22 protein-coding genes and 14 tRNA genes are annotated in these 26,229 nt (G+C 40.4%); 28 read left to right on the top strand and 8 right to left on the bottom strand.

Translation table 11 applies throughout. The features are described from left to right. The first annotated feature begins 17 nt into the window (after nt 1–17). From HNQ85_RS10455 to HNQ85_RS10390, 14 genes are all read left to right on the top strand, one after another. Nucleotides 18–93, top strand: a tRNA-Ala gene (locus HNQ85_RS10455). A 15-nt stretch (nt 94–108) separates the two neighbouring features. Continuing rightward, nucleotides 109–182: transfer RNA gene (locus HNQ85_RS10450), tRNA-Met, on the top strand. A gap of 8 nt (nt 183–190) precedes the next feature. After that, a tRNA-Ile gene (locus HNQ85_RS10445) sits at nt 191–267 on the top strand. An 18-nt stretch (nt 268–285) separates the two neighbouring features. Continuing rightward, nucleotides 286–378 (top strand) — tRNA-Ser (locus HNQ85_RS10440). A 17-nt stretch (nt 379–395) separates the two neighbouring features. Next, nucleotides 396–472: transfer RNA gene (locus HNQ85_RS10435), tRNA-Met, on the top strand. A gap of 15 nt (nt 473–487) precedes the next feature. Continuing rightward, nucleotides 488–563: transfer RNA gene (locus HNQ85_RS10430), tRNA-Asp, on the top strand. Nucleotides 564–575: 12 nt separating this feature from the next. Next, a tRNA-Phe gene (locus HNQ85_RS10425) sits at nt 576–651 on the top strand. Between the two features lie 5 nt (nt 652–656). Then, nucleotides 657–732: transfer RNA gene (locus HNQ85_RS10420), tRNA-Thr, on the top strand. A gap of 6 nt (nt 733–738) precedes the next feature. After that, nucleotides 739–814, top strand: a tRNA-His gene (locus HNQ85_RS10415). 10 nt (nt 815–824) lie between these two features. Next, nucleotides 825–898: transfer RNA gene (locus HNQ85_RS10410), tRNA-Gly, on the top strand. An 11-nt stretch (nt 899–909) separates the two neighbouring features. Further along, nucleotides 910–983, top strand: a tRNA-Ile gene (locus tag HNQ85_RS10405). 12 nt (nt 984–995) lie between these two features. Then, a tRNA-Asn gene (locus HNQ85_RS10400) sits at nt 996–1,070 on the top strand. A 2-nt stretch (nt 1,071–1,072) separates the two neighbouring features. After that, nucleotides 1,073–1,165 (top strand) — tRNA-Ser (locus HNQ85_RS10395). Nucleotides 1,166–1,187: 22 nt separating this feature from the next. Next, a tRNA-Glu gene (locus HNQ85_RS10390) sits at nt 1,188–1,259 on the top strand. A 655-nt stretch (nt 1,260–1,914) separates the two neighbouring features. On the opposite strand, the gene HNQ85_RS10385 is transcribed toward HNQ85_RS10390, so the two are convergent. Beyond that, a complete protein-coding gene (locus HNQ85_RS10385) occupies nt 1,915–2,913 on the bottom strand; it encodes a cation diffusion facilitator family transporter (protein ID WP_181537675.1) in 999 nt (332 codons plus the stop codon). A 230-nt stretch (nt 2,914–3,143) separates the two neighbouring features. Here HNQ85_RS10385 and glgB point away from each other — a divergent pair, with 230 nt between their 5' ends. From glgB to HNQ85_RS10360, 5 genes are read left to right on the top strand one after another with little or no spacing between them, the layout of a single operon-like run. Then, nucleotides 3,144–5,087 carry a 1,4-alpha-glucan branching enzyme gene (gene glgB, locus HNQ85_RS10380; RefSeq protein WP_181537674.1) on the top strand — a complete coding sequence of 648 codons (1,944 nt, stop codon included), beginning with the start codon at nt 3,144–3,146 and terminating at the stop codon, nt 5,085–5,087. After that, nucleotides 5,038–6,204, top strand: coding sequence for a glucose-1-phosphate adenylyltransferase (locus tag HNQ85_RS10375; RefSeq protein ID WP_220129181.1), 1,167 nt, complete (start codon nt 5,038–5,040; stop codon nt 6,202–6,204). The genes glgB and HNQ85_RS10375 overlap by 50 nt, the downstream gene beginning before the upstream one ends. Then, a complete protein-coding gene (gene glgD, locus HNQ85_RS10370) occupies nt 6,197–7,225 on the top strand; it encodes a glucose-1-phosphate adenylyltransferase subunit GlgD (protein ID WP_181537673.1) in 1,029 nt (342 codons plus the stop codon). The genes HNQ85_RS10375 and glgD overlap by 8 nt, the downstream gene beginning before the upstream one ends. Continuing rightward, nucleotides 7,222–8,673: a glycogen synthase GlgA gene (glgA, locus tag HNQ85_RS10365; RefSeq protein ID WP_181537672.1), complete on the top strand. Its 1,452-nt coding sequence runs from the start codon at nt 7,222–7,224 to the stop codon at nt 8,671–8,673. Before glgD ends, glgA begins: the two co-directional genes overlap by 4 nt. After that, a complete protein-coding gene (locus tag HNQ85_RS10360; RefSeq protein ID WP_181537671.1) occupies nt 8,663–11,068 on the top strand; it encodes a glycogen/starch/alpha-glucan phosphorylase in 2,406 nt (801 codons plus the stop codon). Before glgA ends, HNQ85_RS10360 begins: the two co-directional genes overlap by 11 nt. 126 nt (nt 11,069–11,194) lie before the next feature. Here the strand turns inward: HNQ85_RS10360 and HNQ85_RS10355 are convergent, their stop codons facing one another. From HNQ85_RS10355 to HNQ85_RS10345, 3 genes are all read right to left on the bottom strand, one after another. Beyond that, the gene (locus tag HNQ85_RS10355) at nt 11,195–11,989 is read right to left on the bottom strand and encodes a TIGR00266 family protein (RefSeq protein WP_181537670.1); all 795 of its coding nucleotides are present in this window, start codon (nt 11,987–11,989) and stop codon (nt 11,195–11,197) included. Nucleotides 11,990–12,116: 127 nt separating this feature from the next. Beyond that, complete coding sequence (locus tag HNQ85_RS10350) at nt 12,117–12,881, bottom strand: yteA family sporulation protein (protein ID WP_181537669.1); 765 nt, start codon at nt 12,879–12,881, stop codon at nt 12,117–12,119. Nucleotides 12,882–13,082: 201 nt separating this feature from the next. Further along, on the bottom strand, nt 13,083–14,021 hold the full coding sequence (locus HNQ85_RS10345) for a 1,4-dihydroxy-2-naphthoate polyprenyltransferase (protein WP_181537668.1): 939 nt from the start codon (nt 14,019–14,021) through the stop codon (nt 13,083–13,085). A 269-nt stretch (nt 14,022–14,290) separates the two neighbouring features. Here HNQ85_RS10345 and HNQ85_RS10340 point away from each other — a divergent pair, with 269 nt between their 5' ends. The 7 genes from HNQ85_RS10340 (at nt 14,291) to HNQ85_RS10310 (ending at nt 21,955) form a co-directional block, all read left to right on the top strand. Further along, nucleotides 14,291–15,673: an isochorismate synthase gene (locus HNQ85_RS10340; RefSeq protein WP_181537667.1), complete on the top strand. Its 1,383-nt coding sequence runs from the start codon at nt 14,291–14,293 to the stop codon at nt 15,671–15,673. Further along, the gene (gene menD / locus HNQ85_RS10335) at nt 15,666–17,423 is read left to right on the top strand and encodes a 2-succinyl-5-enolpyruvyl-6-hydroxy-3-cyclohexene-1-carboxylic-acid synthase (protein ID WP_181537666.1); all 1,758 of its coding nucleotides are present in this window, start codon (nt 15,666–15,668) and stop codon (nt 17,421–17,423) included. The genes HNQ85_RS10340 and menD overlap by 8 nt, the downstream gene beginning before the upstream one ends. Then, nucleotides 17,420–18,220, top strand: a complete 801-nt coding sequence (gene menH / locus HNQ85_RS10330; RefSeq protein WP_181537665.1) for a 2-succinyl-6-hydroxy-2,4-cyclohexadiene-1-carboxylate synthase — start codon at nt 17,420–17,422, stop codon at nt 18,218–18,220. Before menD ends, menH begins: the two co-directional genes overlap by 4 nt. A gap of 14 nt (nt 18,221–18,234) precedes the next feature. Next, nucleotides 18,235–19,053, top strand: a complete 819-nt coding sequence (menB, locus tag HNQ85_RS10325) for a 1,4-dihydroxy-2-naphthoyl-CoA synthase (protein ID WP_111644348.1) — start codon at nt 18,235–18,237, stop codon at nt 19,051–19,053. Between the two features lie 515 nt (nt 19,054–19,568). Further along, complete coding sequence (locus HNQ85_RS10320; protein ID WP_181537664.1) at nt 19,569–21,050, top strand: o-succinylbenzoate--CoA ligase; 1,482 nt, start codon at nt 19,569–19,571, stop codon at nt 21,048–21,050. 250 nt (nt 21,051–21,300) lie between these two features. After that, on the top strand, nt 21,301–21,486 hold the full coding sequence (locus tag HNQ85_RS10315; protein WP_181537691.1) for a hypothetical protein: 186 nt from the start codon (nt 21,301–21,303) through the stop codon (nt 21,484–21,486). Next, nucleotides 21,407–21,955: a GNAT family N-acetyltransferase gene (locus HNQ85_RS10310; RefSeq protein WP_181537663.1), complete on the top strand. Its 549-nt coding sequence runs from the start codon at nt 21,407–21,409 to the stop codon at nt 21,953–21,955. The genes HNQ85_RS10315 and HNQ85_RS10310 overlap by 80 nt, the downstream gene beginning before the upstream one ends. Before the next feature lie 216 nt (nt 21,956–22,171). Here HNQ85_RS10310 and HNQ85_RS10305 read toward each other — a convergent pair whose 3' ends face one another. Both HNQ85_RS10305 and HNQ85_RS10300 read right to left on the bottom strand, forming a co-directional pair. Then, the gene (locus tag HNQ85_RS10305; RefSeq protein WP_181537662.1) at nt 22,172–22,363 is read right to left on the bottom strand and encodes a hypothetical protein; all 192 of its coding nucleotides are present in this window, start codon (nt 22,361–22,363) and stop codon (nt 22,172–22,174) included. Nucleotides 22,364–22,440: 77 nt separating this feature from the next. Beyond that, the gene (locus HNQ85_RS10300; protein WP_181537661.1) at nt 22,441–22,602 is read right to left on the bottom strand and encodes a DUF1540 domain-containing protein; all 162 of its coding nucleotides are present in this window, start codon (nt 22,600–22,602) and stop codon (nt 22,441–22,443) included. A 173-nt stretch (nt 22,603–22,775) separates the two neighbouring features. On the opposite strand from HNQ85_RS10300, the gene HNQ85_RS10295 reads away from it, so the two are divergent. Next, nucleotides 22,776–23,075 carry a DUF2325 domain-containing protein gene (locus tag HNQ85_RS10295; protein WP_181537660.1) on the top strand — a complete coding sequence of 100 codons (300 nt, stop codon included), beginning with the start codon at nt 22,776–22,778 and terminating at the stop codon, nt 23,073–23,075. 24 nt (nt 23,076–23,099) lie between these two features. After that, nucleotides 23,100–23,690, top strand: a complete 591-nt coding sequence (locus tag HNQ85_RS10290) for a hypothetical protein (RefSeq protein WP_181537659.1) — start codon at nt 23,100–23,102, stop codon at nt 23,688–23,690. Nucleotides 23,691–23,735: 45 nt separating this feature from the next. Here the strand turns inward: HNQ85_RS10290 and HNQ85_RS10285 are convergent, their stop codons facing one another. Then, entirely contained in the window at nt 23,736–24,776 is a 1,041-nt protein-coding gene (locus HNQ85_RS10285) for a cytochrome d ubiquinol oxidase subunit II (protein ID WP_181537658.1), read from the bottom strand. 14 nt (nt 24,777–24,790) lie between these two features. Further along, entirely contained in the window at nt 24,791–26,146 is a 1,356-nt protein-coding gene (locus HNQ85_RS10280) for a cytochrome ubiquinol oxidase subunit I (RefSeq protein WP_181537657.1), read from the bottom strand. Nucleotides 26,147–26,229: the final 83 nt, after the last annotated feature.

Below are 26,229 nucleotides of genomic sequence, written 5' to 3'. Positions count from 1 at the left end.
CCATCATAAGGAAATATGGGGCCTTAGCTCAGCTGGGAGAGCGCCTGCTTTGCACGCAGGAGGTCAGCGGTTCGATCCCGCTAGGCTCCACCAAGATTATAGTTTTGTGGCGGCGTAGCTCAGCTGGCTAGAGCGTACGGTTCATACCCGTGAGGTCGGGGGTTCGATTCCCTCCGCCGCTACTAGATTCGGACCTTTAGCTCAGCTGGTTAGAGCAGACGGCTCATAACCGTCCGGTCGTAGGTTCGAGTCCTACAAGGTCCACCATGTTAAGTTATATTATATGGAGGAGTACCCAAGTCTGGCTGAAGGGGTCGGTCTTGAAAACCGAGAGGCGTCGAAAGGCGCGCGGGGGTTCGAATCCCTCCTCCTCCGCCATATTAATATCATATCATCGCGGGGTGGAGCAGCCTGGTAGCTCGTCGGGCTCATAACCCGAAGGTCGCAGGTTCAAATCCTGCCCCCGCAACCAAATACATAATATATTGGTCCCGTAGTGTAGTGGTTAACATGCCTGCCTGTCACGCAGGAGATCGCGGGTTCGAGTCCCGTCGGGACCGCCATTTGTCATAGACGGCTCGGTAGCTCAGTCGGTAGAGCAAAGGACTGAAAATCCTTGTGTCGGCGGTTCGATTCCGTCCCGAGCCACCATTTATGCCGGCTTAGCTCAATTGGTAGAGCAACTGACTTGTAATCAGTAGGTTGCGGGTTCAAGTCCTGCAGCCGGCACCATTGATGGCGGCTATGGCGAAGTGGTTAACGCACCAGATTGTGGCTCTGGCATGCGTGGGTTCGATTCCCACTAGTCGCCCCATAAAAAGCGTGCGGGTGTAGTTTAGTGGTAAAACCTCAGCCTTCCAAGCTGATGTCGTGGGTTCGATTCCCATCACCCGCTCCATATGAGGTTTTGGGCCTATAGCTCAGCTGGTTAGAGCGCACGCCTGATAAGCGTGAGGTCGGTGGTTCAAGTCCACTTAGGCCCATCATACAAATATTCCGCAATAGCTCAGCGGTAGAGCAACCGGCTGTTAACCGGTAGGTCGTAGGTTCGAATCCTACTTGCGGAGCCATTGGAGAAGTACCCAAGTGGCTGAAGGGGACGGTTTGCTAAACCGTTAGGTCGTGGCTTTACGGCGCGCGGGTTCAAATCCCGCCTTCTCCGCCAGTGCGTTAGAAAATTAATATATGGCCCGTTGGTCAAGTGGTTAAGACACCGCCCTTTCACGGCGGTAACACGGGTTCGAATCCCGTACGGGTCACTCAAAGCGCCATGATTGAATCATGGCGCTTTTTTTGATGTGTTCATCCTTGGCGTAGTCCCTAGTTTTTGGTGAAAATAAGCTCCAACTAAGGACGTTTTCATACCTAGGTTGAAAGTAAAAGTTGCTCACGAATGTTTCTTTAAGACAACACCGTGGAGGCGAATGTATCGCTTCCTTATTCGTTTTCTCTGATTTTCCTATAGCTAGTTTCTCATTTTCTACGATTTCCTCCATCACTTTCAATATCTCCTTGTGTTCCTTGAATCTTTTTAGACTTCACTTGTCCTCTTTTTCCTTCTATTCCTCATTGATGTAGGTAATTTATATAAAGATAAACACTCTTAAACTCTGCACACCTTTAAACGCCATTTCTCTAGAGGATGAGGAATCATTATTACAATCAAGGATTAGGAATTTAAGTCGTGTAAATGTAAATCCAAACTTCGAAGGGAATATGTTTACTTAGAAAAAAGTGTTCAAATTTAGGTTCTTACGCCATTTTGGTGATATGTGGTTACTCATTGAGAAAATCAGTCTATAACATTTTCGATTCATCGGCTCCTCATGTTTTTTCATCCTCAATGATGTTGCTTTTCACCAAAAGAGCGTAAGAACCCATTTTACTTGTCGGTTACACCATTTCCCTTATTTTTTAATTACTGTTCACTGTAGCCTTGTTTCTCGTTTTTATTGCCTCTCCTTCATATGTTTTGCTTTTGTACCGAAGAAATTGTTTTCCATATTCGCCATGGTTGTGAAGAGAGGCATGTTCTATTTGAATCGTCGCATGTTTAATGTCATACTTTTTTTCCAACATCTCGTTGATGGCTAAGATGATGCAGAGAGGTTGAATGTTTTCGTTAATGAAGACATGGGCAGTCAACGAATAATGATCCGATGAAATGGCCCATAAGTGCATGTCGTGTACATCCTCTACCCCTTCTACTTTATTGATGGCAGCGCGGATTTCATCAAGATTGAACTTTTCTGGAACAGAATCCATTAAAATGAGGTACGATTCACGAATAATTTTGGCTCCACCTGTAAAGATGATTCCACCGATGACCATGCTGATTAATGGGTCGAAGAAATAGAAATCGGTGAAATAGATGATAACAGCAGAAATAATGACTCCAATCGAGCTGAGAAGATCTCCAATGAAATGCCATAATGCACTTTTCACGTTCAAATTTTCTTCTTCTTTTGTACTTCGACTAAGGACGATCGTTAATACGAGGTTGACTACTAATCCGATCGAAGCAATGATGATCATCAGTTGAAAATCAATGTTTTCAGGATGAATGAAGCGTCGAATTCCTTCTATAAAAATTCCGATTGCAATAACGGCTAGGGACAGTCCATTTAAAAAAGAGGAAATGATTTCAAAACGCAAATATCCAAAAGTAAATTTTTGATTTGGTGGTCGTGCAGCTAGATAGAGTGCAATCATACTGAGGCTAAGTGCCAAAACATCTGATGCCATATGAGCTGAATCAGAAAGCAATGCTAGAGAGTTGGAAATAAAGCCTCCTATAATCTCAATAAGGGTAAAAAATAAAGTTAATAGGAGTGTAATCCAAAGTGTTTTCTTTGATTTACTTTGTACTTTCACATGGGGAAGATGATGGTAATCGTAATCGTAATGAACCATAGTGCACCTCTTTTATTTATAATTATTATAATTAAATATTTATTATAAATATATGTTGATTTTGTCTAAAATGCAAATGACAATTTTATGGATATTAAAAATGATTTTCTTTCCCATATATAGTTATTGAAGTTGTGTTGAAAGGTGTCAAAAAATATAAAAATTTTTATCAAGGAATTTAACTTTATTTGTTGAATATATGTATCAGTCGTGAAAAATTTTAGGAAAGGATGCGATGCTTTTTGATAGCAGCCAATCCTACTGATTTCGAAATTCATTTGTTTCATGAAGGGACTCTTTATAAAAGTTATCAGTTGTTTGGTGCGCATATTATTCGTGAGAATGGAGTGATGGGGACACGATTTTGTGTGTGGGCTCCTCACGCCAGAGAAGTTCGCTTAGTTGGAAGTTTTAATGATTGGAATGGTGCCAATCATAAGCTTACAAAAATAAGTGATCAAGGTGTTTGGATGATTTTTGTTCCTGAAAATCTTGAAGGGCATCTATATAAATATGAAATCGTTACCAGAAATGGACAAGTATTATTAAAAGCTGATCCGTATGCTTTTTATTCAGAAGTTCGGCCTAATACAGCATCAATTGTATACAATCTTGACGGATATGAATGGAATGATCGTGCATGGCAGCGGAAAAAACAACGAAAAAGCGTATATCATCAGCCTTTGTTTATTTATGAAGTCCATTTAGGTTCATGGAAAAAGAAAGAAGATGGAAGTTTTTATACGTATGAAGAATTAGCGGATGAACTGATTCCATATGTATTAGAGCATGGCTTTACGCATATTGAGTTGCTGCCAGTGGTTGAACACCCGTATGATCGTTCCTGGGGGTATCAAGGAACTGGATATTATTCAGCAACAAGCCGTTATGGCACACCACGTGACTTCATGGCATTTATCGACCGCTGCCATCAGGCGGGAATTGGTGTGATTTTAGATTGGGTTCCTGGACATTTTTGTAAAGATGCACACGGTTTATATATGTTTGACGGTGAACCGACATATGAATATGCCAATATGCAAGATAGAGAAAATCCTGTATGGGGAACGGCTAATTTTGATTTAGGGAAGCCTGAAGTGCGCAGTTTTCTTATTTCAAACGCGTTATTTTGGATGGAGTATTTTCATATTGATGGTTTTCGTGTCGATGCAGTAGCAAATATGTTATATTGGCCTAACAGCGATGCATTACATAAAAATCCGTATGCTATCTCATTTTTGCAAAAGCTGAATGAAACAGTATTTGCTCATGATCCTACGATTTTAATGATTGCAGAAGACTCAACTGATTGGCCAAAAGTAACATCTCCAACGTATGAAGGCGGAATAGGATTTAATTATAAATGGAACATGGGATGGATGAACGATATTCTTACGTATATGGAGGCCAATCCGAGCGAGCGTAAGTCTCTTCATCATAAAGTGACATTTTCCCTTCTATATGCTTACTCTGAGAACTTTATTTTACCATTCTCTCACGATGAAGTTGTTCATGGAAAAAAATCGCTTCTGAATAAAATGCCAGGGGATTATTGGCAAAAGTTTGCCCAACTGCGTTTGTTATACGGTTATTTAGCAACGCATCCCGGGAAAAAATTATTGTTTATGGGCGGAGAGTTTGGGCAGTTTGATGAATGGAAAGATTTAGAGCAATTAGACTGGATGTTATTTAATTTTGACATGCATCAAAAAATGAATGCATATGTTAAAGCGGTATTGAAATTTTATAAGCGTCAAAAATCTCTATACGAACTTGATCATTCTCCAGAGGGATTTGAATGGATTGACGTCAATAATGCGGAACAAAGCATTTTCTCATTTGTTCGTAAAGGAAAAACAGCTAATGATTTACTTGTGGTCATTTGTAATTTTACAGATACAGTCTATCACAACTATAAAGTTGGTGTTCCGTTACTTACGACGTATAAAGAAGCATTAAATAGTGACGATGAACGTTTTGGCGGTTCCGGTCAAGTGAATAAAAAGGAGATTGCCGCTGTTGCAGAGCCGTTCCATGGAAAGCCATATCACATCAGCCTCACTATTCCACCATTTGGCATAACGATTTTACGCCCAATGAAAAAACGAGGGGAGAGAAGCAATCATGCTGAAAAAGAAGTGCGTCGCTATGCTGCTCGCAGGGGGAAAAGGTAGCCGGTTAAGTTCATTAACAAAAAATCTTGCTAAACCAGCAGTACCATTTGGGGGAAAATATCGAATTATTGACTTTACATTAAGCAACTGCACAAACTCAGGAATTGATACGGTTGGCGTGTTAACGCAGTATCAGCCACTTGTTTTAAACTCTTATATTGGAATTGGTAGCGCATGGGATTTAGATAGAAAAAATGGCGGGGTTACTGTCTTGCCGCCGTATGCCGAGTCTTCGGAAGTAAAATGGTATACAGGGACAGCAAGCGCTATTTATCAAAATCTCAATTATATTAAGCAATACGACCCTGAATATGTGCTCATTCTTTCGGGTGACCATATTTATAAGATGGATTATTCGCAAATGCTTGATTATCATATTGAAAAAAATGCGGATGTCACGATTTCCGTCATTGAAGTGCCGTGGTCTGAGGCAAGTCGATTTGGCATTATGAATACAAATGAAAATATGGAAATTTTGCAATTTGAAGAAAAACCGGCAAATCCAAAAAACAACCTTGCTTCAATGGGAATTTATATTTTTAAATGGTCGATTTTAAAAGAATATTTGGAAATGGACAGCCGCAATCCAGAATCAAGTCATGATTTTGGCAAAGATGTTATCCCACTTTTATTGGAAGAGAAAAAAAAGTTAGTTGCTTATCCTTTCAGAGGGTATTGGAAAGATGTTGGCACGGTCAAAAGCTTATGGGAAGCGAATATGGACTTATTAAAGGAAAATTGTAAACTTAATTTATTTGATTATTCATGGCGTATTTATTCCGTCAATCCCAATCAGCCGCCACAATATATTGCACATGATGCAATTGTCACGGAATCGCTGATTAACGAGGGCTGCGTTGTTGAAGGGACAGTTGAACATTCTGTACTATTCCAAGGTGCTCATATCGGTAAAGGTTCTATCGTCAAAGATTCTGTGATTATGCCAGACGCTGTCATTGGTGAAAATGTTTATATCGAAAAAGCAATTGTTCCATCAAATATTGAGATTCCTAATGGTACGATTATTCGACCAGAGCAGTCATTTGATGAAATTATTCTCGTTACAGAAGAGTTACTAGAAAAGCAGGAACCGGAAAGGATGGGCAGCGGTGAATAAAACAATGCTTGGTGTCATTGATGCGACCAAATATATTGATACGCTTGAATCATTAACGCTCAATCGTTGTGTTGCAGCGATTCCATTTGCAGGACGTTATCGGTTAATTGATTTCGTATTATCGAATATGGTTAACTCTGGAATCGAAAGTGTTGCAATTTTTCCTAAATATCAATACCGTTCGTTAATGGACCATTTAGGATCGGGAAAGAACTGGGATTTAAATCGTAAGAGAGATGGATTATTTTTCTTTCCGTCTCCAGATTTAAATATGCCTTATGAACATGTCGGAGCGTTTGAGCATTTTGAACAACATATTGATTATTTTCTACGAAGCAAGCAAAAATATGCCTTAATTTGTAACAGTTATACCGTTTGTAATATCGACTATCAAATGGTGCTCAAGCGCCATATTGAAAGCGAGTGCGATATTACAGAAGTGCGTCATCAAGGCAAATCACTTGAAATGTTTATTTTAGAAACTTCTCTTCTTCTTGATTTAATTATAAATCGCAACCAAACAGGATATAGGAGCATTATTGACGTTGTTCGTGACCATCGTCATCAATTAAAAATTTGTGATTATGAATATAGTGGATACGTTGCAGTTATTGATTCCATTGAGAACTATTTTGCCCATAGTATGGAATTGTTGCATCCAATGATTTGGAAACAGTTATTTGTCAAGTCACGCCCTATTTATACAAAAGTAAAAGATGAACCACCGACAAAGTATACGAGTGAAGCAGTTGTGAAAAATTCAATCGTTGCTAATGGATGCATTATCGAAGGTCATGTTGAAAACAGCATTATTTTCCGAGCCGTAAAAGTAGGCAAAGGAACAGTCATTAAAAACAGTATTATTATGCAAAAAAGTCAAATTGGTGAAAACTGCGAGTTAGATTGTGTGATTATTGATAAAGATGTAAAAGTTGAAAGCGATGTGGCATTGTACGGTACAGTGCAGCAACCGTTTGTCATTCGAAAAGGAACAGTACAAGGAGCGTTGATGAATCAGTGAAAGTGTTATTTGTTGTGTCAGAATGTGTTCCATTTGTCAAGTCGGGCGGATTAGCCGATGTTGCCGGGGCATTGCCGAAAGAGTTAAAGCGGCTGGGCACGGATATTCGTGTTATGTTGCCGAAGTATGGCTTTATTCCCGAAAACTATCGAAAACAAATGAAAAAGGTTGCTCAGCTTATTGTTAGAGTTGGTTGGAGGCGGCAGTATTGCGGAATCGAGACATTCGAGCATGAAGGAGTTACCTATTATTTTGTCGACAATGAATATTATTTTAAGAGAGATTCATTATATGGACATTATGATGACGGAGAGCGTTTTGCGTATTTTTGTCGAGCGGTATTAGATTCTCTTCCTGCCATTTCGTTTAAACCGGATCTTATTCATTGCCATGATTGGCATACGGGGATGATTCCGTTTTTATTAAGAGAGGAATATAAGCAAAACTCTTTCTATGAACATATGAAGACTGTATTTACGATCCATAACCTCCAGTTTCAAGGAATTTTCCCAAGAGAAATTTTAGGAGACTTATTAAACTTAAGCGATCGTTATTTTACCATTGATCATCTAGAATTTTATGGAAATGTAAGTTTTATGAAAGCGGCACTCGTTTCTGCAGATATGATTACGACCGTTAGTCCGACATATAAGGAAGAAATTCAAACCGAATATTATGGCGAAAGACTTGACGGGCTATTAAGAGCAAGAAAAAATCATTTAATCGGCATTTTAAATGGCATTGATGATGAAATTTATAATCCGAAAAAAGACCCTTATATTGCTGTGCCATATGACAAGCATACGATTGCGCGCAAAGGAATTAACAAGAATGCACTGCAACAGTATTTTGGCCTTTCGAGTGATGATGATGTGCCGATTATTGCAATGGTTTCTCGATTAACGAAGCAAAAAGGATTGGACTTAGTGAAGTGTGTGTTTCATGAAATTCTTGCAGAGAATGTGCAGTTTATTGTACTTGGTACCGGGGATTGGGAGTTCGAAAGTTTCTTTAATGAAATGGCAGCTACATATCCAGACAGGGTAAAAGTGTATATCGGATTTAACGAGGAATTAGCTCATCAAATTTATGCAGGTGCTGACCTTTTTTTAATGCCGTCACAATTTGAACCGTGCGGGTTAGGACAGTTAATTGCATTACGATATGGGGCCATTCCGATTGTGCGGGAAACAGGTGGTTTAAATGATACCGTTCAAGCATTTAATGAATTCACCGGGGAAGGGAACGGATTCAGCTTTACGAATTTTAATGCCCATGACATGTTGTATACGATTCGGCGGGCGATTGAGTTTTACTATCAAAAAGAAGTGTGGGAGAAGCTTGTCAAGGAGGCAATGAGCCGAGATTACAGCTGGGCGCAGTCCGCTTTTAAATACAATCAGCTTTATGCTGAATTAACAACCGGGAGTGGAAGTCATGTTCTCTAACAAAGAGGAATTTAAGGCGGCTTTTTTAAAAAAACTGGAAATGATGTATGGAAAGCGGTTTGAAGAATCAACTGTGCGCGACCAATATAATACGTTAGGGAATATGATTCGAGAGTATATAAGTAAAAATTGGATTCAAACCAATGAGAAAAATCGTGCTGAAAACAATAAGCAAGTGTACTATTTGTCGATTGAATTTTTGCTTGGTCGACTTCTTGGCAGTAACCTTATTAATCTTGGTATTCGTGATGTTGTCGAAGAAGGTCTGAAAGATATAGGGATTGATTTAAGAGAAATTGAAGAAAGCGAGGCGGACGCAGGACTTGGTAATGGCGGTCTTGGCCGTCTTGCCGCTTGTTTTTTAGATTCGCTTGCCTCGTTAAATTTACCTGGACACGGATGCGGGATACGTTACAAGCATGGATTGTTTGAGCAAAAAATTGTCGATGGGTATCAAGTGGAACTACCGGAGCAATGGTTGCGCAATGGAAACGTATGGGAAGTGAGAAAAGCAGATTTAGCGGTTGAAGTAAATTTTTGGGGGAAAGTAGAAGTTTCACAGGAAAAGGGGCGTCTTACCTTCCGCCATATTGACGTGGAAAAAGTGATGGCAGTGCCTTATGATATGCCAGTGATTGGCTATGATACGAAGACAGTAAATACACTGAGGCTTTGGAGTGCAGAGCCTGCAAAGATGTTTCCGATTCATAAAAATATTATGCAGTACAAACGAGAGACTGAAGCGATCTCTGAGTTTTTATATCCAGATGATACGCATGATGAAGGGAAAATATTGCGCTTAAAGCAGCAATACTTTCTTGTCGCAGCTAGCATTGGCAGCATTGTTCGAACGTATCGCAATAAGCACGGCCATTTATACGATTTTCATAAACATGTGTCCATTCATATCAATGATACACATCCGGTATTAGCAATCCCAGAATTGATGCGGATTTTGCTAGATGAAGAGGGAATGAGCTGGGAAGACGCTTGGTATATTACTACGAACACCATTTCATACACGAATCACACCACTTTATCGGAGGCCCTTGAAAAGTGGCCGATTTATATTTTCCAACCGTTATTGCCGCGTATTTACATGATTGTGGAAGAAATTAATGAGCGTTTTTGCCGGGATTTGTGGGATCGATATCCTGGAGATTGGAAGAGAATTGAGGAGATGGCGATTATCGCTCACGGACTAGTAAAAATGGCGCATTTAGCTATTGCAGGTAGCTACAGTGTGAATGGAGTGGCAAAAATCCATACCGACATTCTAAAGCATCGAGAAATGAAATTATTTTATGAGTTTTTTCCGGAAAAATTTAATAATAAAACGAATGGTATCACCCATCGGCGTTGGCTGTTGAAGGCAAATCCACAACTTTCTCAGCTTATTACAAATGCGATTGGTGATGAATGGATTAAGCAACCGGAAAAATTGATTGATTTAAAGCCATATGCATATGATGCTTCATTTAAGAAAAATCTAGAAACGATTAAACAAACAAGAAAAAAAATGCTGGCACAGCGCATTTATGAACAGACAGGAATTGTTGTTGATGAGTCATCAATTTTTGATGTACAAGTAAAACGACTTCATGCTTATAAGCGGCAACTACTGAACGTTTTGCATATTATGTACTTATATAACCGATTAAAAGAGGAATCAAGCTTTTCGATTTATCCGCGAACATTTATTTTTGGGGCAAAAGCATCGCCGGGCTATTATTATGCAAAGAGGATTATCAAACTCATTAATTCACTAGCAGAAAAAGTAAATAATGATCAGAAGACCAATGAGCAGTTGAAAGTGATCTTTCTAGAAAATTATCGCGTTTCATTAGCAGAACAAATTTTTCCAGCCGCTGATGTAAGTGAACAAATTTCTACAGCAAGCAAGGAAGCATCAGGCACAGGAAACATGAAGTTTATGATGAACGGAGCCATTACGCTTGGAACACTTGACGGAGCGAATATTGAAATTCTTGAACTGGTCGGAGAAGAAAATATATTTACATTTGGTCTAACTGCTGATGAGGTAATGAGTTATTATAAAAATGGCGGCTATCGAGCCTATGAATACTATCATCACGATAAACGGATTAAACAAGTAGTCGATCAATTAGTAAACGGCTTTTTCCCAAATGCACACGATCATTTTGAACCAATTTATGATTCACTGTTAATGCAAAATGATCAATATTTTTTATTAAGAGACTTTGCAGCTTATGTGGAAACACAAGAAAGAGTGGAGAAAGTTTATCAGCAACGCGATAAATGGTTAGAAATGAGTGCGATTAATATAGCTCATTCTGGACATTTCTCAAGCGACCGAACGATTCGAGAATATGCTAACCATATATGGAACATACAACCTATTTCTTGGAAATAAAGGGGCTGACCTAAGTGTCTGACCTCACGTGTAATCTACAATATATCGTTCATTTATCTAATGCTATGTCCTATACAATCATGTTGTGGGGTCTGACACTTCGCATTAGGTCAGCCTTTTTTATTATTAATCATCTCCATTTAGCAAATCGCCGATTGTTCCTAGTATGCTTCCTTCGCCAACTGAACGGTTTCCTGTAGCTGGTGCTGCTGCAATAATACGATCAGCAAGGCGACTAAACGGGAGCGACTGCACCCAGACAGTCCCAGGCCCTGTTAATGTTGCAAAGAATAAGCCTTCCCCGCCGAAAAAGGCCGTCTTAATTTTCCCAACATATTCAATATCGTAATTTACTTCTTTTGTCATCGCCACTAAGCAGCCTGTGTCGATTCGCAGTTTTTCACCTGGCTGAAGTTCCCGTTTGTAAATCGTTCCACCAGCATGTAAAAAGGCGAGTCCGTCTCCTTCAAGTTTTTGCATAATAAAGCCTTCTCCACCAAAGAAACCAGTGCCAAGCTTTCGTTGAAAATCAATTCCTACAGAAACTCCTTTTGCTGCGCAAAGGAACGAGTCTTTTTGACAAATGACTTTTCCGCCAAGTTCGCTTAAATCCATCGGAATAATTTTTCCAGGATAAGGAGCAGCAAAGGAAACGCGCCGTTTTCCAGGCCCGTTATTAGTAAAAACAGTCATAAATAAGCTTTCGCCTGTTAAAAGACGTTTGCCGGCACCAACGAGCTTGCCAAAAAAGCCTTTACCGGAATTTGTTCCATCACCAAAAATTGTTTCCATGTCGATGCCGTCTTCCATCATCATCATCCCGCCAGCTTCTGCAATAACGCTTTCCTGCGGATCTAATTCAATTTCGACAAACTGCATATCATCGCCATACAGTTTATAATCAATTTCATGTGCATTCATTCATTTCACCTCTATTTAGCTTTCTGTAATTTATATATTCTATATACGGGGGATCATCCCTCCTGGTTTCAAAAATAAGAAAGACCATTGCTGCTGTTTTTCAACAGCTTGATGGTCTTTACATCAATTAATGTCTTCTTTTGGCTTTTTCTTCTGTATAAGGGTCTTTTTCATATGCAGGTAAATCGCCGATGTTAGACATGATTCCTTCTTCATCAAGGGCTTTTTCAAACTGTTCATGCTGCATATTTGGATAAATCGTTACCTCTTTTCCGTAAATATCAACGGCAGCGAAATTTTCTAAGTCCTCCACATAACCAATATTTTCCTCTGATTCCACATAAACATCGTTATAATGATCAACATTGTTTCCTAAGTCAGACGGTGTTTCCGATGTGCCAAAGCGGGCGACATCCTGCCAAGTGTCTTCAGCATCATACACTTCCGCATCTCGGTCATCAAAATCAAATTTACCGAAAGGAGGCATTAATACTCCTTCTTCGAGTGGACGTTGATGGGAGACAATTTGGTCGGGGCTATGTTCTTTACAAAATGTTGTTGTCGGTAATGCTTCCAATCGCTCGGATGGGATGTCTTGTCCGCATACTTCACATATTCCATATGTTCCGTTTTCCATCGCTTGAAGGGCGTGTTCAATATCTTTTAGTTCCTTTTCTGCATGCTCATTTAAAGCTATATCTTTTTCCCGCTCATATAATTCCGTGCCTTCATCGCCTGGATGATTATCTATACTCGATAATTCACCGACTGCGTCGTGAGCGTGACTTCTCTCTTTACCAAAGTGATCATTGGCCATTAAACGTTCTTCTATTTCCTTTTTTTCCTCTAGCAGTCTGCTACGGAAGGTCGATAATTGTTGTTTTGTTAACATGAGTGTCTTCTCCTTCCTTAAAGTAAGAATCTATATGATGTATTATTCGCCGAAAAAAAGAAAACATAAGCAAAAAGAAAAGAGGTTGACCAAATGTAAGTGTCAGCCCCCATAACCATCATATATAGAACATAACAATGGATAAAAATGCTATATATTGTGAGTTATGCGTGAGGTTAGACACTTATCGGGTCAGCCTCTTTAAAACCAATAGCTAATTAACAAACCGATTGCTAATAAAAAGCCGAATTGTGTATTCGTTTGTGCTGTTGCTTTCATTGCTGGCATCATTTCAATTGGTTTTGTTTTACCGATAAATCCTTTTGCAGCGGCAATCGCTTTAGGTACGCTTAAAAATACAATCAATGTCCATGGAGAAACCATCTTCATCATGACTAAACCAATCATCCATATAAATGAAACGACAAACATACCTGCAAGAATGCGAATGGCGTTTGTACGTCCAACCAAAATAGCCAGAGTTTTTCGGCCATTTTTTTTGTCGCCGTCAAGGTCGCGAATATTATTGGCCAACAAAATTGCTCCGACTAAAATCGCAATGGGAATGGAGACAAGTACAGGAAGCGATGTTATTTCTCCTGTTTGAATAAAGAATGAAATTAAAATGATAATGACCCCCATGAAAAAGCCGGCTGCCAGTTCACCAAACGGTGTATAGGCGATCGGAACAGGGCCGCCTGTATAAAAATATCCAGCAGCCATGCAAATTGTACCAATTAAAGCCAGCCACCAGCTGCTATTGATGCAAATATAAATGCCGAGCAGCATTGCTATGCCAAAAAAGGAAAGTGCAAGCAAAAGAACGGTTTTTGGTCGAATGCCGTCACGGACAATGGCACCGCCAATTCCGACAGATTCAGCATTATCTAATCCACGTTTATAGTCATAATATTCGTTAAACATGTTCGTCGCAGCTTGGATTAATAAAGAAGCAATAAGCATAGCAGCAAATAGTAGAATATTGATATTTGTTACATGAATGGCTAGTGCTGTACCGATAGAAACAGGGACAAAAGCAGCTGTTAATGTATGTGGACGAAGAAGCCTCCACCAAACGCGCCAATCTCTTTTATATTTTACTGTCGAAGGCTCGGATTGAGACCGCAATGGTGATATCATAATCATACCCCTCACATTAGGATAAAGTAAAAGTGAGCTTGAAAAAAACGCTCAAAATAAGTGTAGGTAAAGGGAAAAAAGGTGTCAATCTTTTTCCGTTTTAAATAGTGTATAAATTATTTCCTATCTATATAAAGGAATATTATAATGAAAATAGAGATATTTCCTCATTATGCTGGCCATGTTGACACTGTTTTTCCAGCATTGTATCTTAAGATGGGTTATTTTTCGTTTGGAAAAAGTTTAGTACGGAAGAAAGCGGGATTACGGTGGTTACTTTATATCAAAATAAAATTCAAGAACAATTACATATGATGATGAAAACGGCAAATACCAACACATCGTTTATTAGTGTAAATGAAAAAACGGACAATATCGATCCTCTTCGTTTTTTTCATTTAGGAGAAGAATTTTCGCTTGGACAACGTTTTTTTTGGTCGGATCCTGCTAATGAAGCGGTTTATGTTGGATTGGGGTGCGCCTATTCGATTGAAGTTTCGCATCATGAAAATCGTTTCATGGAGGTTGAACATGAATGGAAGCGTTTTATTAAACAGGTGATGTTTGACCAAAAGGGACGAGGTCCTTTATTATTTGGTGGATTTTCTTTTGATCCGTTAAAAGCAAAAACCAAAAGATGGGTAAACTTTCCTGAAGCGAAAATGATTATTCCGATGATGCTGTTATCCATTGTGAAGGGAGACAGCTCGATTACGATTACGATTCCATCCAAAAATAACGAAGAAGAATTGCTGAGAATTGAACAGATGTTGGCTTTATTGCAGCAAGAAAAGACGGTCCAATATGAGCATAATGCGACATGTGTAAAGATTTTTGAAATAGAGAAGGATGAATGGCTGACAGCAGTAGCAAAAGCAACTTCTGATATTCGCAACGGGGAACTTGGAAAAGTTGTATTAGCTCGTGAAGCACGTCTATTGTTTGATAAACGAATCAATCCGACAGTTGTATTAAAAAGGCTTCGCGAACAGCAGCCGTTTAGTTATGTATTTGCTTTTGAAAACGGGAGCGATTGTTTTCTTGGTGCTTCTCCTGAACAGCTTGTCAAAAAAGACGATGATATGTGCTATTCGACATGTCTTGCAGGTTCGATTCGAAGAGGAAAGACATTAAAAGAAGATAAAGAACTTGGCAACTGGCTGCTTCAAGATTCAAAAAACCTTCATGAGCATCGGTTTGTAGTGGATATGATAAGGGAAGCGATGCTGGAGGTATGTGACGAAGTAATCATTCCAGATCAACCTTCATTATTGAAAATGAGAGATATACAACATTTGTATACACCGGTAAAAGGCTTCAGCCGACAACCCATTTCGCTTCTGTCTCTTGTGGAGCGATTGCATCCTACTCCAGCTTTAGGCGGTACTCCACGGAGTAAGGCACTTCGAAAGATTCGAGAAATTGAACCGCTTGACCGGGGCTGGTATGCCTCTCCAATTGGTTGGCTAGATGCAAAGGGAAATGGTGAATTCGCTGTAGCGATTCGCTCTGGGCTTTTGCAAGGAAATGAAGTTTCGATTTTTGCCGGTTGTGGTGTTGTTGGGGATTCGGACCCACTCAGCGAATATGAAGAAACGAGAGTAAAGTTTAAGCCGATGCTATCGGCGTTAGGGGGAAGCGAAAATGAATAATGACCATTTGACATTGTATGTATCCGCTTTTGTCGATGAGTTGACAAAAGTAGGCATCACCGATGTGATTGTTAGTCCTGGGTCACGTTCTACCCCTTTTGCAATTGTGATGGCAGAACATCCAGACATAAAAGTTCATATGAATATTGATGAGCGTTCTGCCGCTTTTTTTGCGCTTGGAATGGCAAAGGCAAAACGGAAGCCGGTTGCGCTTCTTTGTACATCGGGAACGGCTGTTGCTAACTATTTGCCTGCTGTTGTGGAAGCCTATTATGCGCGTGTTCCGCTCATTGTTTTAACAGCAGATCGTCCGCATGAGCTTCGTGATGTGGGAGCACCGCAAGCGATTGACCAATTAAATATATACGGGAAACATGCAAAATGGTTCGTGGAAATGGCATTACCTGAAGGCTCGAAAGAAATGCTTCGCTATGCACGGACAATAGCAGCAAGAGCGGCGGCAACAGCAATGACTGCTCCAGCAGGACCGGTGCATTTAAACTTTCCACTGCGCGAGCCTCTCGTTCCGAATGTAACAGAACAAACATGGGCACAAATTGAGCGGAAGGAGCCTTCTTATATTCAAGTTTCCATTGGGAAAAGAACGCTTGAACTAGAGCAGTTCCAATTCATTTACGAGCGGCTTGATGGGATTGAAAAAGGGCTGATTATTTGTGGTGAGATAGACAAGCCTCACTTTGCTGAAGCGGTCGTAAAGCTTGCGGAAGCACTCAACTATCCAATTTTAGCTGATCCTCTCTCCCACCTTCGCAGTGGAACACATTCAAAGGAGTGTATTGTTGAAAGTTATGATGCCATTTTGAAAACCGAAGCAGCGATGCGTACATTGATGCCGGAAGTGATTATTCGCTTTGGTGCCATGCCCGTTTCAAAACCGTTAACATTAATGTTAAAAAACAATCCAGCAATTCAGCAAATCGTCGTTGATGGTGATGGAGGCTGGCGTGAACCAACGCTTAATGCTTCCTACATGATTCATTGTGATGAAACCGATTTTTGTAACCGATTAGTTGAATTAGCACAACCAAAAAAGAAACAAAGTCATTGGGCAAAACTGTGGCAGGATGTCAATAAAATGGCTAAAACGGCATTGCTTGAAGCGGGCAAAGACGAAGAGATGTTTGAAGGAAAAGTATTTATTGAACTAGCACAGCTACTCCCGGAAAAATCGATTTTATTTGTCGGAAACAGTATGCCAATTCGCGATGCAGATACATTTTTTATGGCAACTGATAAAAATATTCGCGTGATGGCAAACCGCGGTGCGAATGGAATTGATGGGGTTGTTTCGAGCGCATTAGGAGCCAGTGTGACAGGCGATCCTCTTGTGCTTGTTATTGGTGATTTGTCGTTTTATCATGATTTAAACGGTTTGCTGGCTGCGAAATTGCACCAATTAAATGCAACTATTATTGTCATCAATAATAATGGCGGCGGAATTTTCTCGTTTTTGCCACAGGCAAAACAAGAAAAACATTTTGAATCACTATTTGGCACACCGACGAATTTACAATTTGAACATGTCGTACGCATGTATGATGGAAATTATACAAAAGCAGATTCATGGGACAAATTTCGAGAAAGTGTCGCAAACTCCTTTTCAACAGCGGGGCTGCATGTCATCGAAGTATGTACATCAAGACAAGAAAATGTCAAAAAACATCGCCATTTGTGGGAAAATGTTTCCCTGGAAATATCGAAATTGCTGCAAAAAGGGAGAAACGTATGAAAATTGTCGCTAATGGCGTTGCTTATCATGTAGAGATTTACGGACATGGCGACCCGCTTTTATTGCTACACGGTTTTACAGGAAGTGTAGAATCGTGGAAATGGCTCGTACCGAAATGGCAACATCAGCGAAAACTGATTATGATTGATATCATTGGGCATGGTTTAAGCGATTCGCCGCATGATTCTAAGCGCTATGAAATCGAACATGTAGCTGCTGATTTAGAAGAAATTCTAAAACAACTACATATAGAAAAAGTAAATGTATTAGGTTATTCAATGGGAGGCAGACTTGCTTTAACATTTGCGGTTCTTTATTCACATCGGGTAAATAAATTAATTTTAGAAAGCAGTTCTCCAGGGTTAAAGAGCGATGAGGAACGGCGTGCGCGCATAAAGAGCGATGAGGCACTCGCTCTCGAAATTGAAACATATGGTGTAAAACATTTCATTGAAAAGTGGGAGAATATCCCGTTATTTGCTACGCAAAAAAGGCTGCCGCCAATCGTGCAGGAGTGTATTCGGACAGAGCGTTTACGGAATAATGCAAAGGGATTAGCCAACAGTTTACGCGGCATGGGAACGGGAAAACAACCATCATGGTGGGATCGACTTTCTGAAGTGACAATACCGACGTTGCTTATATGCGGGGAGTTAGATGAAAAGTTTTGTCAGATTGCTTCGGAAATGGCGCGTTTGATGCCAAATGCGGTTGTTTCGAAAATTTCTGACAGCGGACATGCAATTCATGTGGAACAACCGGAGATTTTTGTTAAAATAGTAGATGAGTTTATATAAAGGAGGACAAGCTTGTGGCAATTGAATGGGTAGCCGAAAGACAGTATGAAGATATTTTATATGAAACATACAATGGCATCGCCAAGATTACAATTAACCGTCCGGAAGTACATAATGCGTTCCGGCCGAAAACGGTTATGGAATTGATTGATGCGTTTTCTTACGCACGTGATGATGCAAACATTGGTGTTATCATCTTAACAGGCGCAGGCGGAAAAGCGTTTTGCTCCGGCGGCGACCAAAAAGTGCGCGGTCATGGTGGTTATGTTGGTGAAGACCAAATCCCTCGTCTTAACGTATTAGACTTGCAACGTTTAATCCGCGTTATCCCAAAACCGGTAATTGCCATGGTTGCCGGATATGCGATCGGTGGCGGTCACGTTTTACACGTTGTTTGCGATTTAACGATTGCTGCGGACAACGCAATTTTCGGACAGACAGGACCAAAAGTAGGAAGCTTTGACGGAGGATACGGTGCTGGCTATTTAGCGCGCATTGTTGGTCATAAAAAGGCGCGTGAAATTTGGTATTTATGCCGTCAATACAATGCACAAGAAGCGTTGGAAATGGGGCTTGTGAACAAAGTTGTGCCATTAGAACAGCTAGAAGAAGAAACGGTGAAATGGGCACAAGAAATTCTTGAGAAAAGCCCAACGGCAATCCGCTTCTTAAAAGCTGCATTTAATGCGGATACAGATGGTTTAGCGGGCATTCAGCAGCTTGCCGGAGACGCAACATTGCTTTACTACACAACTGATGAAGCGAAAGAAGGACGTGACGCGTTTAAAGAAAAGCGCAAGCCAAACTTCAAACAATTCCCGCGCTTTCCGTAAGAAAAGCGGAAGCGCCGCGATCAGCTCTCGAAGCCAAATGTTCTTCGCACGCTGAGGTGTTTATCACCTCAAGGGCGAAGGTTATTTGGCGCAAGAGAGCTAGGCGCTGGAGCTAGACAAATAAGAAAAGCGGAGCCGAGCGCTTAACGCTGTAAGGAAAATGTTCTTCCGACAAGAAATGCTTGCATTTCGACGGAGGAAGGTTATTTTCCACTAGGCGTTGCGAGGCGAGCTAGACAATAAGAAAAGTGGAAGCGCCGCAATTGGTTCTCGAAGCCAAATGTTCTTCACTCGCAGAAGTGCTTGTCACTTCGAGGGGGAAGGTTATTTGGCACAAGAGAGCTAGGCGCTGGAGCTAGACAAATAAGAAAAGCGGAAACGGCTTGTGCTTGATCGCCGACATGCGCTAGAGGGGTCACAATTCGCTCTGTATTTGTTACTTTCTTCATTTTGTAAAAACAGCTTGATGGTTTCCATCAAGCTGTTTCTTTGTATCGAAAAAAGGAGGGATTTTGATGAATATATCGATGCCTAACTGGTTAATGCAGCGAGCGTTTTTAACGCCCGACCGTATCGCGGTTCAATATGATGGTGAAAAAAAGACTTTTTCTGAGCTGCACAACGCGGCTTTAAAAAGGGCGCGGCAGCTGGCTGGCTTAGGGATTTCCAAAGGCGATATCGTGGCCTTATTAATGAAAAATAGCATTGACATGATTGAAGTCATCCATGCGCTTCATTATATTGGTGCGATTGTTTTGCTGCAAAACACAAGGTTAACTTCGAGGGAATTGGCTTGGCAATTGCAAGATAGCCAAGCGAAATATTTACTCGTTGATGATGAGATGGTAGAGCGAATAAACGATTTTTCATATATTCGGATGGTAAAAATAAGCGAACTTTTCTTCTTGCCGGAACAAGAATGCCGACTGCAACATGAATATCATTTAGATGATACAGCAACAATCATGTATACGTCAGGCACGACAGGAAAGCCGAAAGGAGTGCTACAAACGTACGGAAACCATTGGTGGAGCGCCGTAGGTTCGGCATTGAATTTAGGATTGAGGGAAACAGACTGTTGGCTTGCGGCCGTTCCGTTTTTTCATATTAGCGGACTTTCGATCTTAATGAGAAGCGTCATTTACGGAATGAGCGTGTACATAATGAACGGATTTGACGCTAAACAAGCGAACGATATCCTTATTCAAGGAAAAGCGACAATCATGTCCGTTGTAAGCACAATGCTCCAGCAAATGCTTTCAGAGCTTGGCGAACGTACATATCCTGATACGTTTCGCTGCATGTTGTTGGGCGGTGGACCTGCGCCAAAACCGCTTTTAGAGGCGTGCCGTAATAAAGGAATCCCCGTCTATCAAACATACGGTATGACGGAAACCGCATCACAAATCGTAACACTTGCACCGGAATACAGTTTTACAAAGCTCGGTTCGGCAGGAAAACCGCTGTTTCCGGCGCAAATTCGTATCGAAAATAATGGTCAAATCGCGCGCCCGAATGAACCGGGAGAAATTGTTGTCAAAGGACCGAACATTACAAAAGGATATTTAAATCGCCCGGATGCTACAAAGCAAGCAATCAAAGACGGATGGTTTTACACCGGAGATATTGGTTATGTGGATGAAGAAGGATTTCTTTATGTGTTAGACCGTCGTTCGGATTTAATCATTTCAGGCGGAGAAAACATTTATCCGGCGGAGATTGAAGCGGTTCTGCTTTCGCATAAAGCGGTAGCGGAAGCGGGAGTGACGGGAATGGCCGATGAAAAATGGGGACAAGTGCCTTGTGCGTTCGTGAAACTGCAAGAGGGATGTGCAGTAACAGCAGAGGAATTAATCGATTTTTGTAAAGAAAAGCTTGCAAAATATAAAGTACCAAAACAGATTTATTTTGTAGAAGAGTTGCCGCGAAATGCTGCCAAAAAATTGCTGCGGCGTAAATTGGCAGAACTTATTCCAAAGAACGGGGAGACAAAATAAAAAGAATCGCTTTATATTATGTGTCTATGAAATGGCTGAATCCATTTGTGGGAAACGCTTAATACGATCCACAAACTAGATAATAAAGGAGGCATCTCATCGATTAACGGGTTCCGTTTTGAGGTGCTAAACAGGCATTTGTCTTGTCATTACAAGGCTCTTCAAATAAAGTCATTCACTTTGGCAGGAGAAAGTTTGAACGATCTCGAAGATGAGAAGATGAAAGGAATTTATGGAGAGTGTCAAATTCATGACGATTCAAGTGTCATTTCTAATGCCAACTTTCATGAGACGAAGTACTCCGTCCATCACAGGATTCCTGTGGTGTTTATATGTTGAAGAAGGGATGAGGAAAGATGAAATTGGCGGGGCACAAAATCTATTTGCGATTTTTAAAGGATACAGATGTGGGTCCATTGGCAGAGATGCACCGTAGAAACCGAGAATTTTGGCAACGGTATACGCCAGATAGGACCGAGGAGTTCTATACGGAGGAATATCAGTTAAATCGAATCCAAATCAGCTTGGCGAAGATGGAAAGAGACGAGCAATACACGTTCGGCATTTTCCTCGTCGATACTGATGAACTAGTTGGTATCATTGAGTTGACTGAAGTGGTCCGTGGTCCTTTACAGACATGTTGGCTAGGCTATTACGTAGATCGCTCGCACAGCGGACATGGCTATACTACTGAAGCTGTGCGCCTGGTTGTTGACTATGCCTTTGAGGTTCTCAAGTTACACAGAATTGAAGCAGGGGTCATGCCACATAACATTGGGTCGATTCGAGTTTTGGAGAAGGCAGGATTTCATAAGGAGGGGCTTTCTAAGAAAAACGTGAAGATTAACGGAAGGTGGGAAGATCATTTACACTTCGCTATTGTGAATCCAAATGATTCAGAATGACCAGGACGCTCCAATTAAAAAATGGCTGACCCAAAAATTGGATCAGCCATTTTTTAATTGGAAACTAGACTTAATTCATGTCAATTGACATTCCAAAGTCCTTGTCATTGAGCACGTCAAATGACACTTCTGTACCTTAAAACGGCCCCTGTTACTTATCGATAAAAAGCCCCTTTTTGAGTTTTTATGATGAAAGTTGCCATTGAGTTTTACTCGTTATTCCATCAATCCTAATTCAATAGCTCGGTAAGCGACTAAATCTTCAACTTCTTTCGGTAAGTCGTCTAGTGTGCCGAATTCGTATTGCCACAAGTTTGTAAACGAATCAACGCAGATAGGGAATGTCATTTGGTTTGAACGTCTCACTTCTTCTTTAAAGGCTTTGATTATGCTGTCTTTTTTCACCATCGCACGTTGCCCCTTTTCCGATTATGTACAGTGACCCTTTGGCAACGAAAAATAAGCTGCCAAAGGATCATGCCGGTTTACGCTCCTGTGTTAGGAATGAATGTTTTACAGTCTGTTTCATATGAGTCAGACGCCATTTTTCCGGCGTGGCTGACAACATAAATGGATTCAGCGCTGCATCTATTTCCTTGTGCCCAATATTGACAGTTTTTTACTTCACAAAGCACATCTTTTGCCATTTTTTATTCCCTCCGTTTATAAGTGGAATTCATCATTAGTTTGCGTGTTTTAAAAAAAGTTATAACGGAAACAATAAGTAATTTTTATGAGAATGTTTATCATTTTCGTTGACAAAGATAATCATTCTCAATTAGAATAAAAGCAAATACTGAAGAATGACGGAGGGAGAGACATGTCGTCTTTACTGGTTGTTGGAGCGGATCATTTAGGAAATATTACAGATAAATTAATGAATTTTGGTTTCAAAGAGATTATTCATTTAGATGGTCGGAAAGTGAATATGGTTAAAAGGGAAATTCCTGAGCATATTGATATGATTTTTGTAATGACGGATTACATTAACCATAACCTTGCAAAAGTGATTAAACAAAAAGCGAAAAATCAGGAAAAGCCGATTTATTTTGTCAAACGTTCGTGGAGTTCAATTCACCAAGTCATTCAAAGAATGGAAACGGAAAAGAAGGCGAATTAAGCGGTTGTTAGTGGAGGTATTTTCATGAAAAGAAATTTACATAACGCAATTGATGAAGGATGCCTAGTTCATGAAAATTGGAAACAAGCTGTCGAAGCAGCGGTGAAAAAGATTATTGCAAAATATTATCAAACATCTCCTTCGCGACGGTCGGCAGCCTTATTATTGAAGCTAGTGGAACAAACGTGGAAACGAATCGATGAAAATTTATTCGATTCATTAGCCCATTATTATATCGTGTTGGCTAAAATGCTTGACCATCTTCTCCGGTTTCTTCATCCGTTGCGTGACGGAAATTGTTGTCCATTTCTGCTGTTTGAGCGAATGGAATATGTATCAAAGCAGTTAAAAGAAAAAATCATCCTTGATATTGACATTGGTTACTCAGAGAACGAGGGTTATACGATTAGAAAGTTTATGCTTGAAGAAGATGAACAATTTCAAAATCGTTATAAGCAAGCGGTACTTATTATTTGCAAGGAAGTATTTCAAAAACTTCCAGAAAAAATAGAGTTTTATTCTTTATTAAATGGAACATGCCGTGTTGTTATGATTGCAGAACAAGATTATAAAAAATTAATAAGGGGTCTGACCCCCACTACTTTAAAGTGTTAAAGTAAGCCTCTTTGGAACTTTCAAAGAGGCTTTTGGTTTTCCAGTTTATGATGGGTCATTTTGCTGGAGATATCGTTTGTCTTTCATAAACAGCCGCCAAAAGTAGACAAAGCCGGGAAAGAGAATGACAAAGCCGACAATGTACGAAGTAAAGAGTGCACGAAATGTGTTTGGATGCGTAAATCCTGATTGAATTGTTACGTCTGGGTAAATCATGTACGGCAAATGAGCTTTTCCGTAGGCGTAGCTTGCCAAGAAATATTGAACAACGATCGCAACAACTGCTAGGCGTGGTCTTCCTTTTACAGTTGTCTGTTTTGCTGACGGCAAAAATAAAGCGATACCAGCGACAAAAAACATGGCAATGGAGCCAATGATCCAAGGTAAATAATTCATCATTTGCTCATATAGCCATGTCGCTTCGTTTTGCATTGTTAGCATGATGAACAATGCCATAAGTAGCGAAATGGGGCCAAGAACAAGAGCATCACGGCGATAAATCTGATATGCTTCTAATTCATTGGCTACGTTTGAGTAGTCGGCAAGCAACAACGAAGAAAGAAACAGCGTACTCGAAATCGCAAAGCCGATAAATGCATATTCGTGTGGACTTGTGAATAACTTATCCATCCGCAGTCTCGCCACTCCGTCAACTGTTTCGATAAATCCGCCATGTGTAATTGGCAACACACTAATGAGCAAAGCGGGAATGATAAGGCCGCTAATTCCGGAAATGTATGTAAGTGCCTTTTTGTATTCTTTAGCAATATGCGCGAAAACGAGAAACGCGCTGCGAATGGCAAGTAGAAGTAAAATAATGCTTCCAGGAATAAGCAGTACTGTTCCTAAAAGAAAGGTTGCTCCAGGAAAAAAACTAAAAAGTGCCACAACAATCGCAACAATAAAAACATTCGTTACTTCCCATGTAGGAGATAAATAGCGGTTCGCAATATTGGTCGCTTTCGTCTTTTCCCGATTCATATAAACCATTGACCAAAAGCCAGCTCCAAAATCCATTGTTGCCATGACGGCATAGATGAAAATAAATCCCCATAGTACGGTAATCGCAATTAATTCATTTGTCATATTTTATAAACCCCTTATTGTGCAAAGTTACTTGAGTTGTCATTTGAATGACTATCTAGCTCATTCATGACAGGATGACGATTAAAGTAATACCTTAATACAAGAACGACAGAAATGCCTAATATAACGTAGACAATGGTAAACAAGATGAACAGTATCGCTAAATTGCCTGTTTGTGTCACGGCATCTGCTGTTTTCATCATTCGGTAAATGACCCAAGGTTGTCTTCCTGTGCAGGCAAAAATCCAGCCGAATTCAATCGCAAGTATGGAAAGCGGACCAGCAGCGATAAAACTCCACATAAGCGGACGAGGAAACGTATTTCGCTTCATGATTTTATTCCAAATAAATCCCATACCCGAAAGAAGAATTAACAATGAACCGATTCCAACCATGGCGTTGAATAATGTATGCACAAACAATGGCGGCCACCATTCTTCAGGAAAATCGTTTAGTCCTCTTACAACCGTATCAAAACTGTTGCCGGCAAGGAAACTTAACGCCCATGGAATTTCGATCGCCCATTTAACGGATTGTGTTTCGCGGTCCGTATATCCGCCGATGGCAAGAGGTGCATGAGATTGTGTTTCAAACAACCCTTCCGCCGCAGCAAGCTTTTCTGGCTGATATTCATGCAGTAGCTGCGCGGACTCGTGTCCATTTAAAGCTGTCAGAATCGAAAAGATTCCTCCCACCGTAAGACCGAGCATTAATGCTTTGCGATGAAATTGATAGACTCTTTGATTATTTTTTTCACGCAACATTTTGTAAGCCGCAATCGAAGCGATGACAAACGCGCCGGTCATAAAAGCGGAAACCACGACGTGTCCAGCCACTACAAAAAAGCTTGGATTAAAAAAGGCAGCCCAAGGGTCTACGTCAACAATTTCCCCATTTTCAATACGAAAGCCTGCAGGTGTACCTTCAAAAGCGTGAACATTTGTAATTAAAATCGCTGAGGCGCTAGCGCCAATGGCTACAAGGGTAACACTTAAAATCCTCATCCAAGCTGAAATGCGATCAGCGGCATAGACATAAATGGACATAAATAATGCCTCAACGAAGAAAGCGTATATTTCAATTTGAAAGGGAAGTGACATTACTCTTCCGATAACCTCCATAAACCCAGGCCATAAGAGAGAAAGTTGAACCCCGGCAATTGTACCGGAAGGAATCGCGACACCAAGTAAAACAGCTAAACCTTTTGTCCAACGGTTCGCCATCACTGCATAATCGCGGTCTTTTGTTTTCTGATAAAGCAGTTCAGCAAATAGCACCATAAGCGGAATACCCACACCTAAAGTGGCAAAAATAATATGAAAGGCCATTGTCGTTCCAAACAGGCTGCGTGCGATGACTAAATCATCCATATGATAAGACATTCCTTTCTTTGGTTTGATCATTTATCCTTATTATCTATATTTTTCCAAAAAATATTCTCAATGCAATCTAA

Source organism: [Anoxybacillus] calidus (genome assembly GCF_013760845.1).
Taxonomy (GTDB): domain Bacteria; phylum Bacillota; class Bacilli; order Bacillales; family Anoxybacillaceae; genus Paranoxybacillus; species Paranoxybacillus calidus.
This window is presented reverse-complemented; position numbering and strand designations above follow the sequence as displayed.

What these genes read in the sequence shown, in the direction of transcription:
- glgB (WP_181537674.1), top strand. Translation starts at nt 3,144, where the DNA reads ATGCGATGCTTTTTGATAGCAGCCAATCCTACTGATTTCGAAATTCAT.
- HNQ85_RS10345 (WP_181537668.1), bottom strand. Translation starts at nt 14,021, where the DNA reads ATGATATCACCATTGCGGTCTCAATCCGAGCCTTCGACAGTAAAATAT.
- HNQ85_RS10385 (WP_181537675.1), bottom strand. Translation starts at nt 2,913, where the DNA reads ATGGTTCATTACGATTACGATTACCATCATCTTCCCCATGTGAAAGTA.
- menD (WP_181537666.1), top strand. Translation starts at nt 15,666, where the DNA reads ATGAATAATGACCATTTGACATTGTATGTATCCGCTTTTGTCGATGAG.
- HNQ85_RS10360 (WP_181537671.1), top strand. Translation starts at nt 8,663, where the DNA reads ATGTTCTCTAACAAAGAGGAATTTAAGGCGGCTTTTTTAAAAAAACTG.
- HNQ85_RS10320 (WP_181537664.1), top strand. Translation starts at nt 19,569, where the DNA reads ATGAATATATCGATGCCTAACTGGTTAATGCAGCGAGCGTTTTTAACG.
- HNQ85_RS10375 (WP_220129181.1), top strand. Translation starts at nt 5,038, where the DNA reads ATGCTGAAAAAGAAGTGCGTCGCTATGCTGCTCGCAGGGGGAAAAGGT.
- HNQ85_RS10295 (WP_181537660.1), top strand. Translation starts at nt 22,776, where the DNA reads ATGTCGTCTTTACTGGTTGTTGGAGCGGATCATTTAGGAAATATTACA.
- HNQ85_RS10315 (WP_181537691.1), top strand. Translation starts at nt 21,301, where the DNA reads ATGACGATTCAAGTGTCATTTCTAATGCCAACTTTCATGAGACGAAGT.
- menH (WP_181537665.1), top strand. Translation starts at nt 17,420, where the DNA reads ATGAAAATTGTCGCTAATGGCGTTGCTTATCATGTAGAGATTTACGGA.
- HNQ85_RS10280 (WP_181537657.1), bottom strand. Translation starts at nt 26,146, where the DNA reads ATGGATGATTTAGTCATCGCACGCAGCCTGTTTGGAACGACAATGGCC.
- HNQ85_RS10310 (WP_181537663.1), top strand. Translation starts at nt 21,407, where the DNA reads ATGAAATTGGCGGGGCACAAAATCTATTTGCGATTTTTAAAGGATACA.
- HNQ85_RS10285 (WP_181537658.1), bottom strand. Translation starts at nt 24,776, where the DNA reads ATGACAAATGAATTAATTGCGATTACCGTACTATGGGGATTTATTTTC.
- HNQ85_RS10305 (WP_181537662.1), bottom strand. Translation starts at nt 22,363, where the DNA reads ATGGTGAAAAAAGACAGCATAATCAAAGCCTTTAAAGAAGAAGTGAGA.
- HNQ85_RS10350 (WP_181537669.1), bottom strand. Translation starts at nt 12,881, where the DNA reads ATGTTAACAAAACAACAATTATCGACCTTCCGTAGCAGACTGCTAGAG.
- HNQ85_RS10355 (WP_181537670.1), bottom strand. Translation starts at nt 11,989, where the DNA reads ATGAATGCACATGAAATTGATTATAAACTGTATGGCGATGATATGCAG.
- HNQ85_RS10290 (WP_181537659.1), top strand. Translation starts at nt 23,100, where the DNA reads ATGAAAAGAAATTTACATAACGCAATTGATGAAGGATGCCTAGTTCAT.
- HNQ85_RS10300 (WP_181537661.1), bottom strand. Translation starts at nt 22,602, where the DNA reads ATGGCAAAAGATGTGCTTTGTGAAGTAAAAAACTGTCAATATTGGGCA.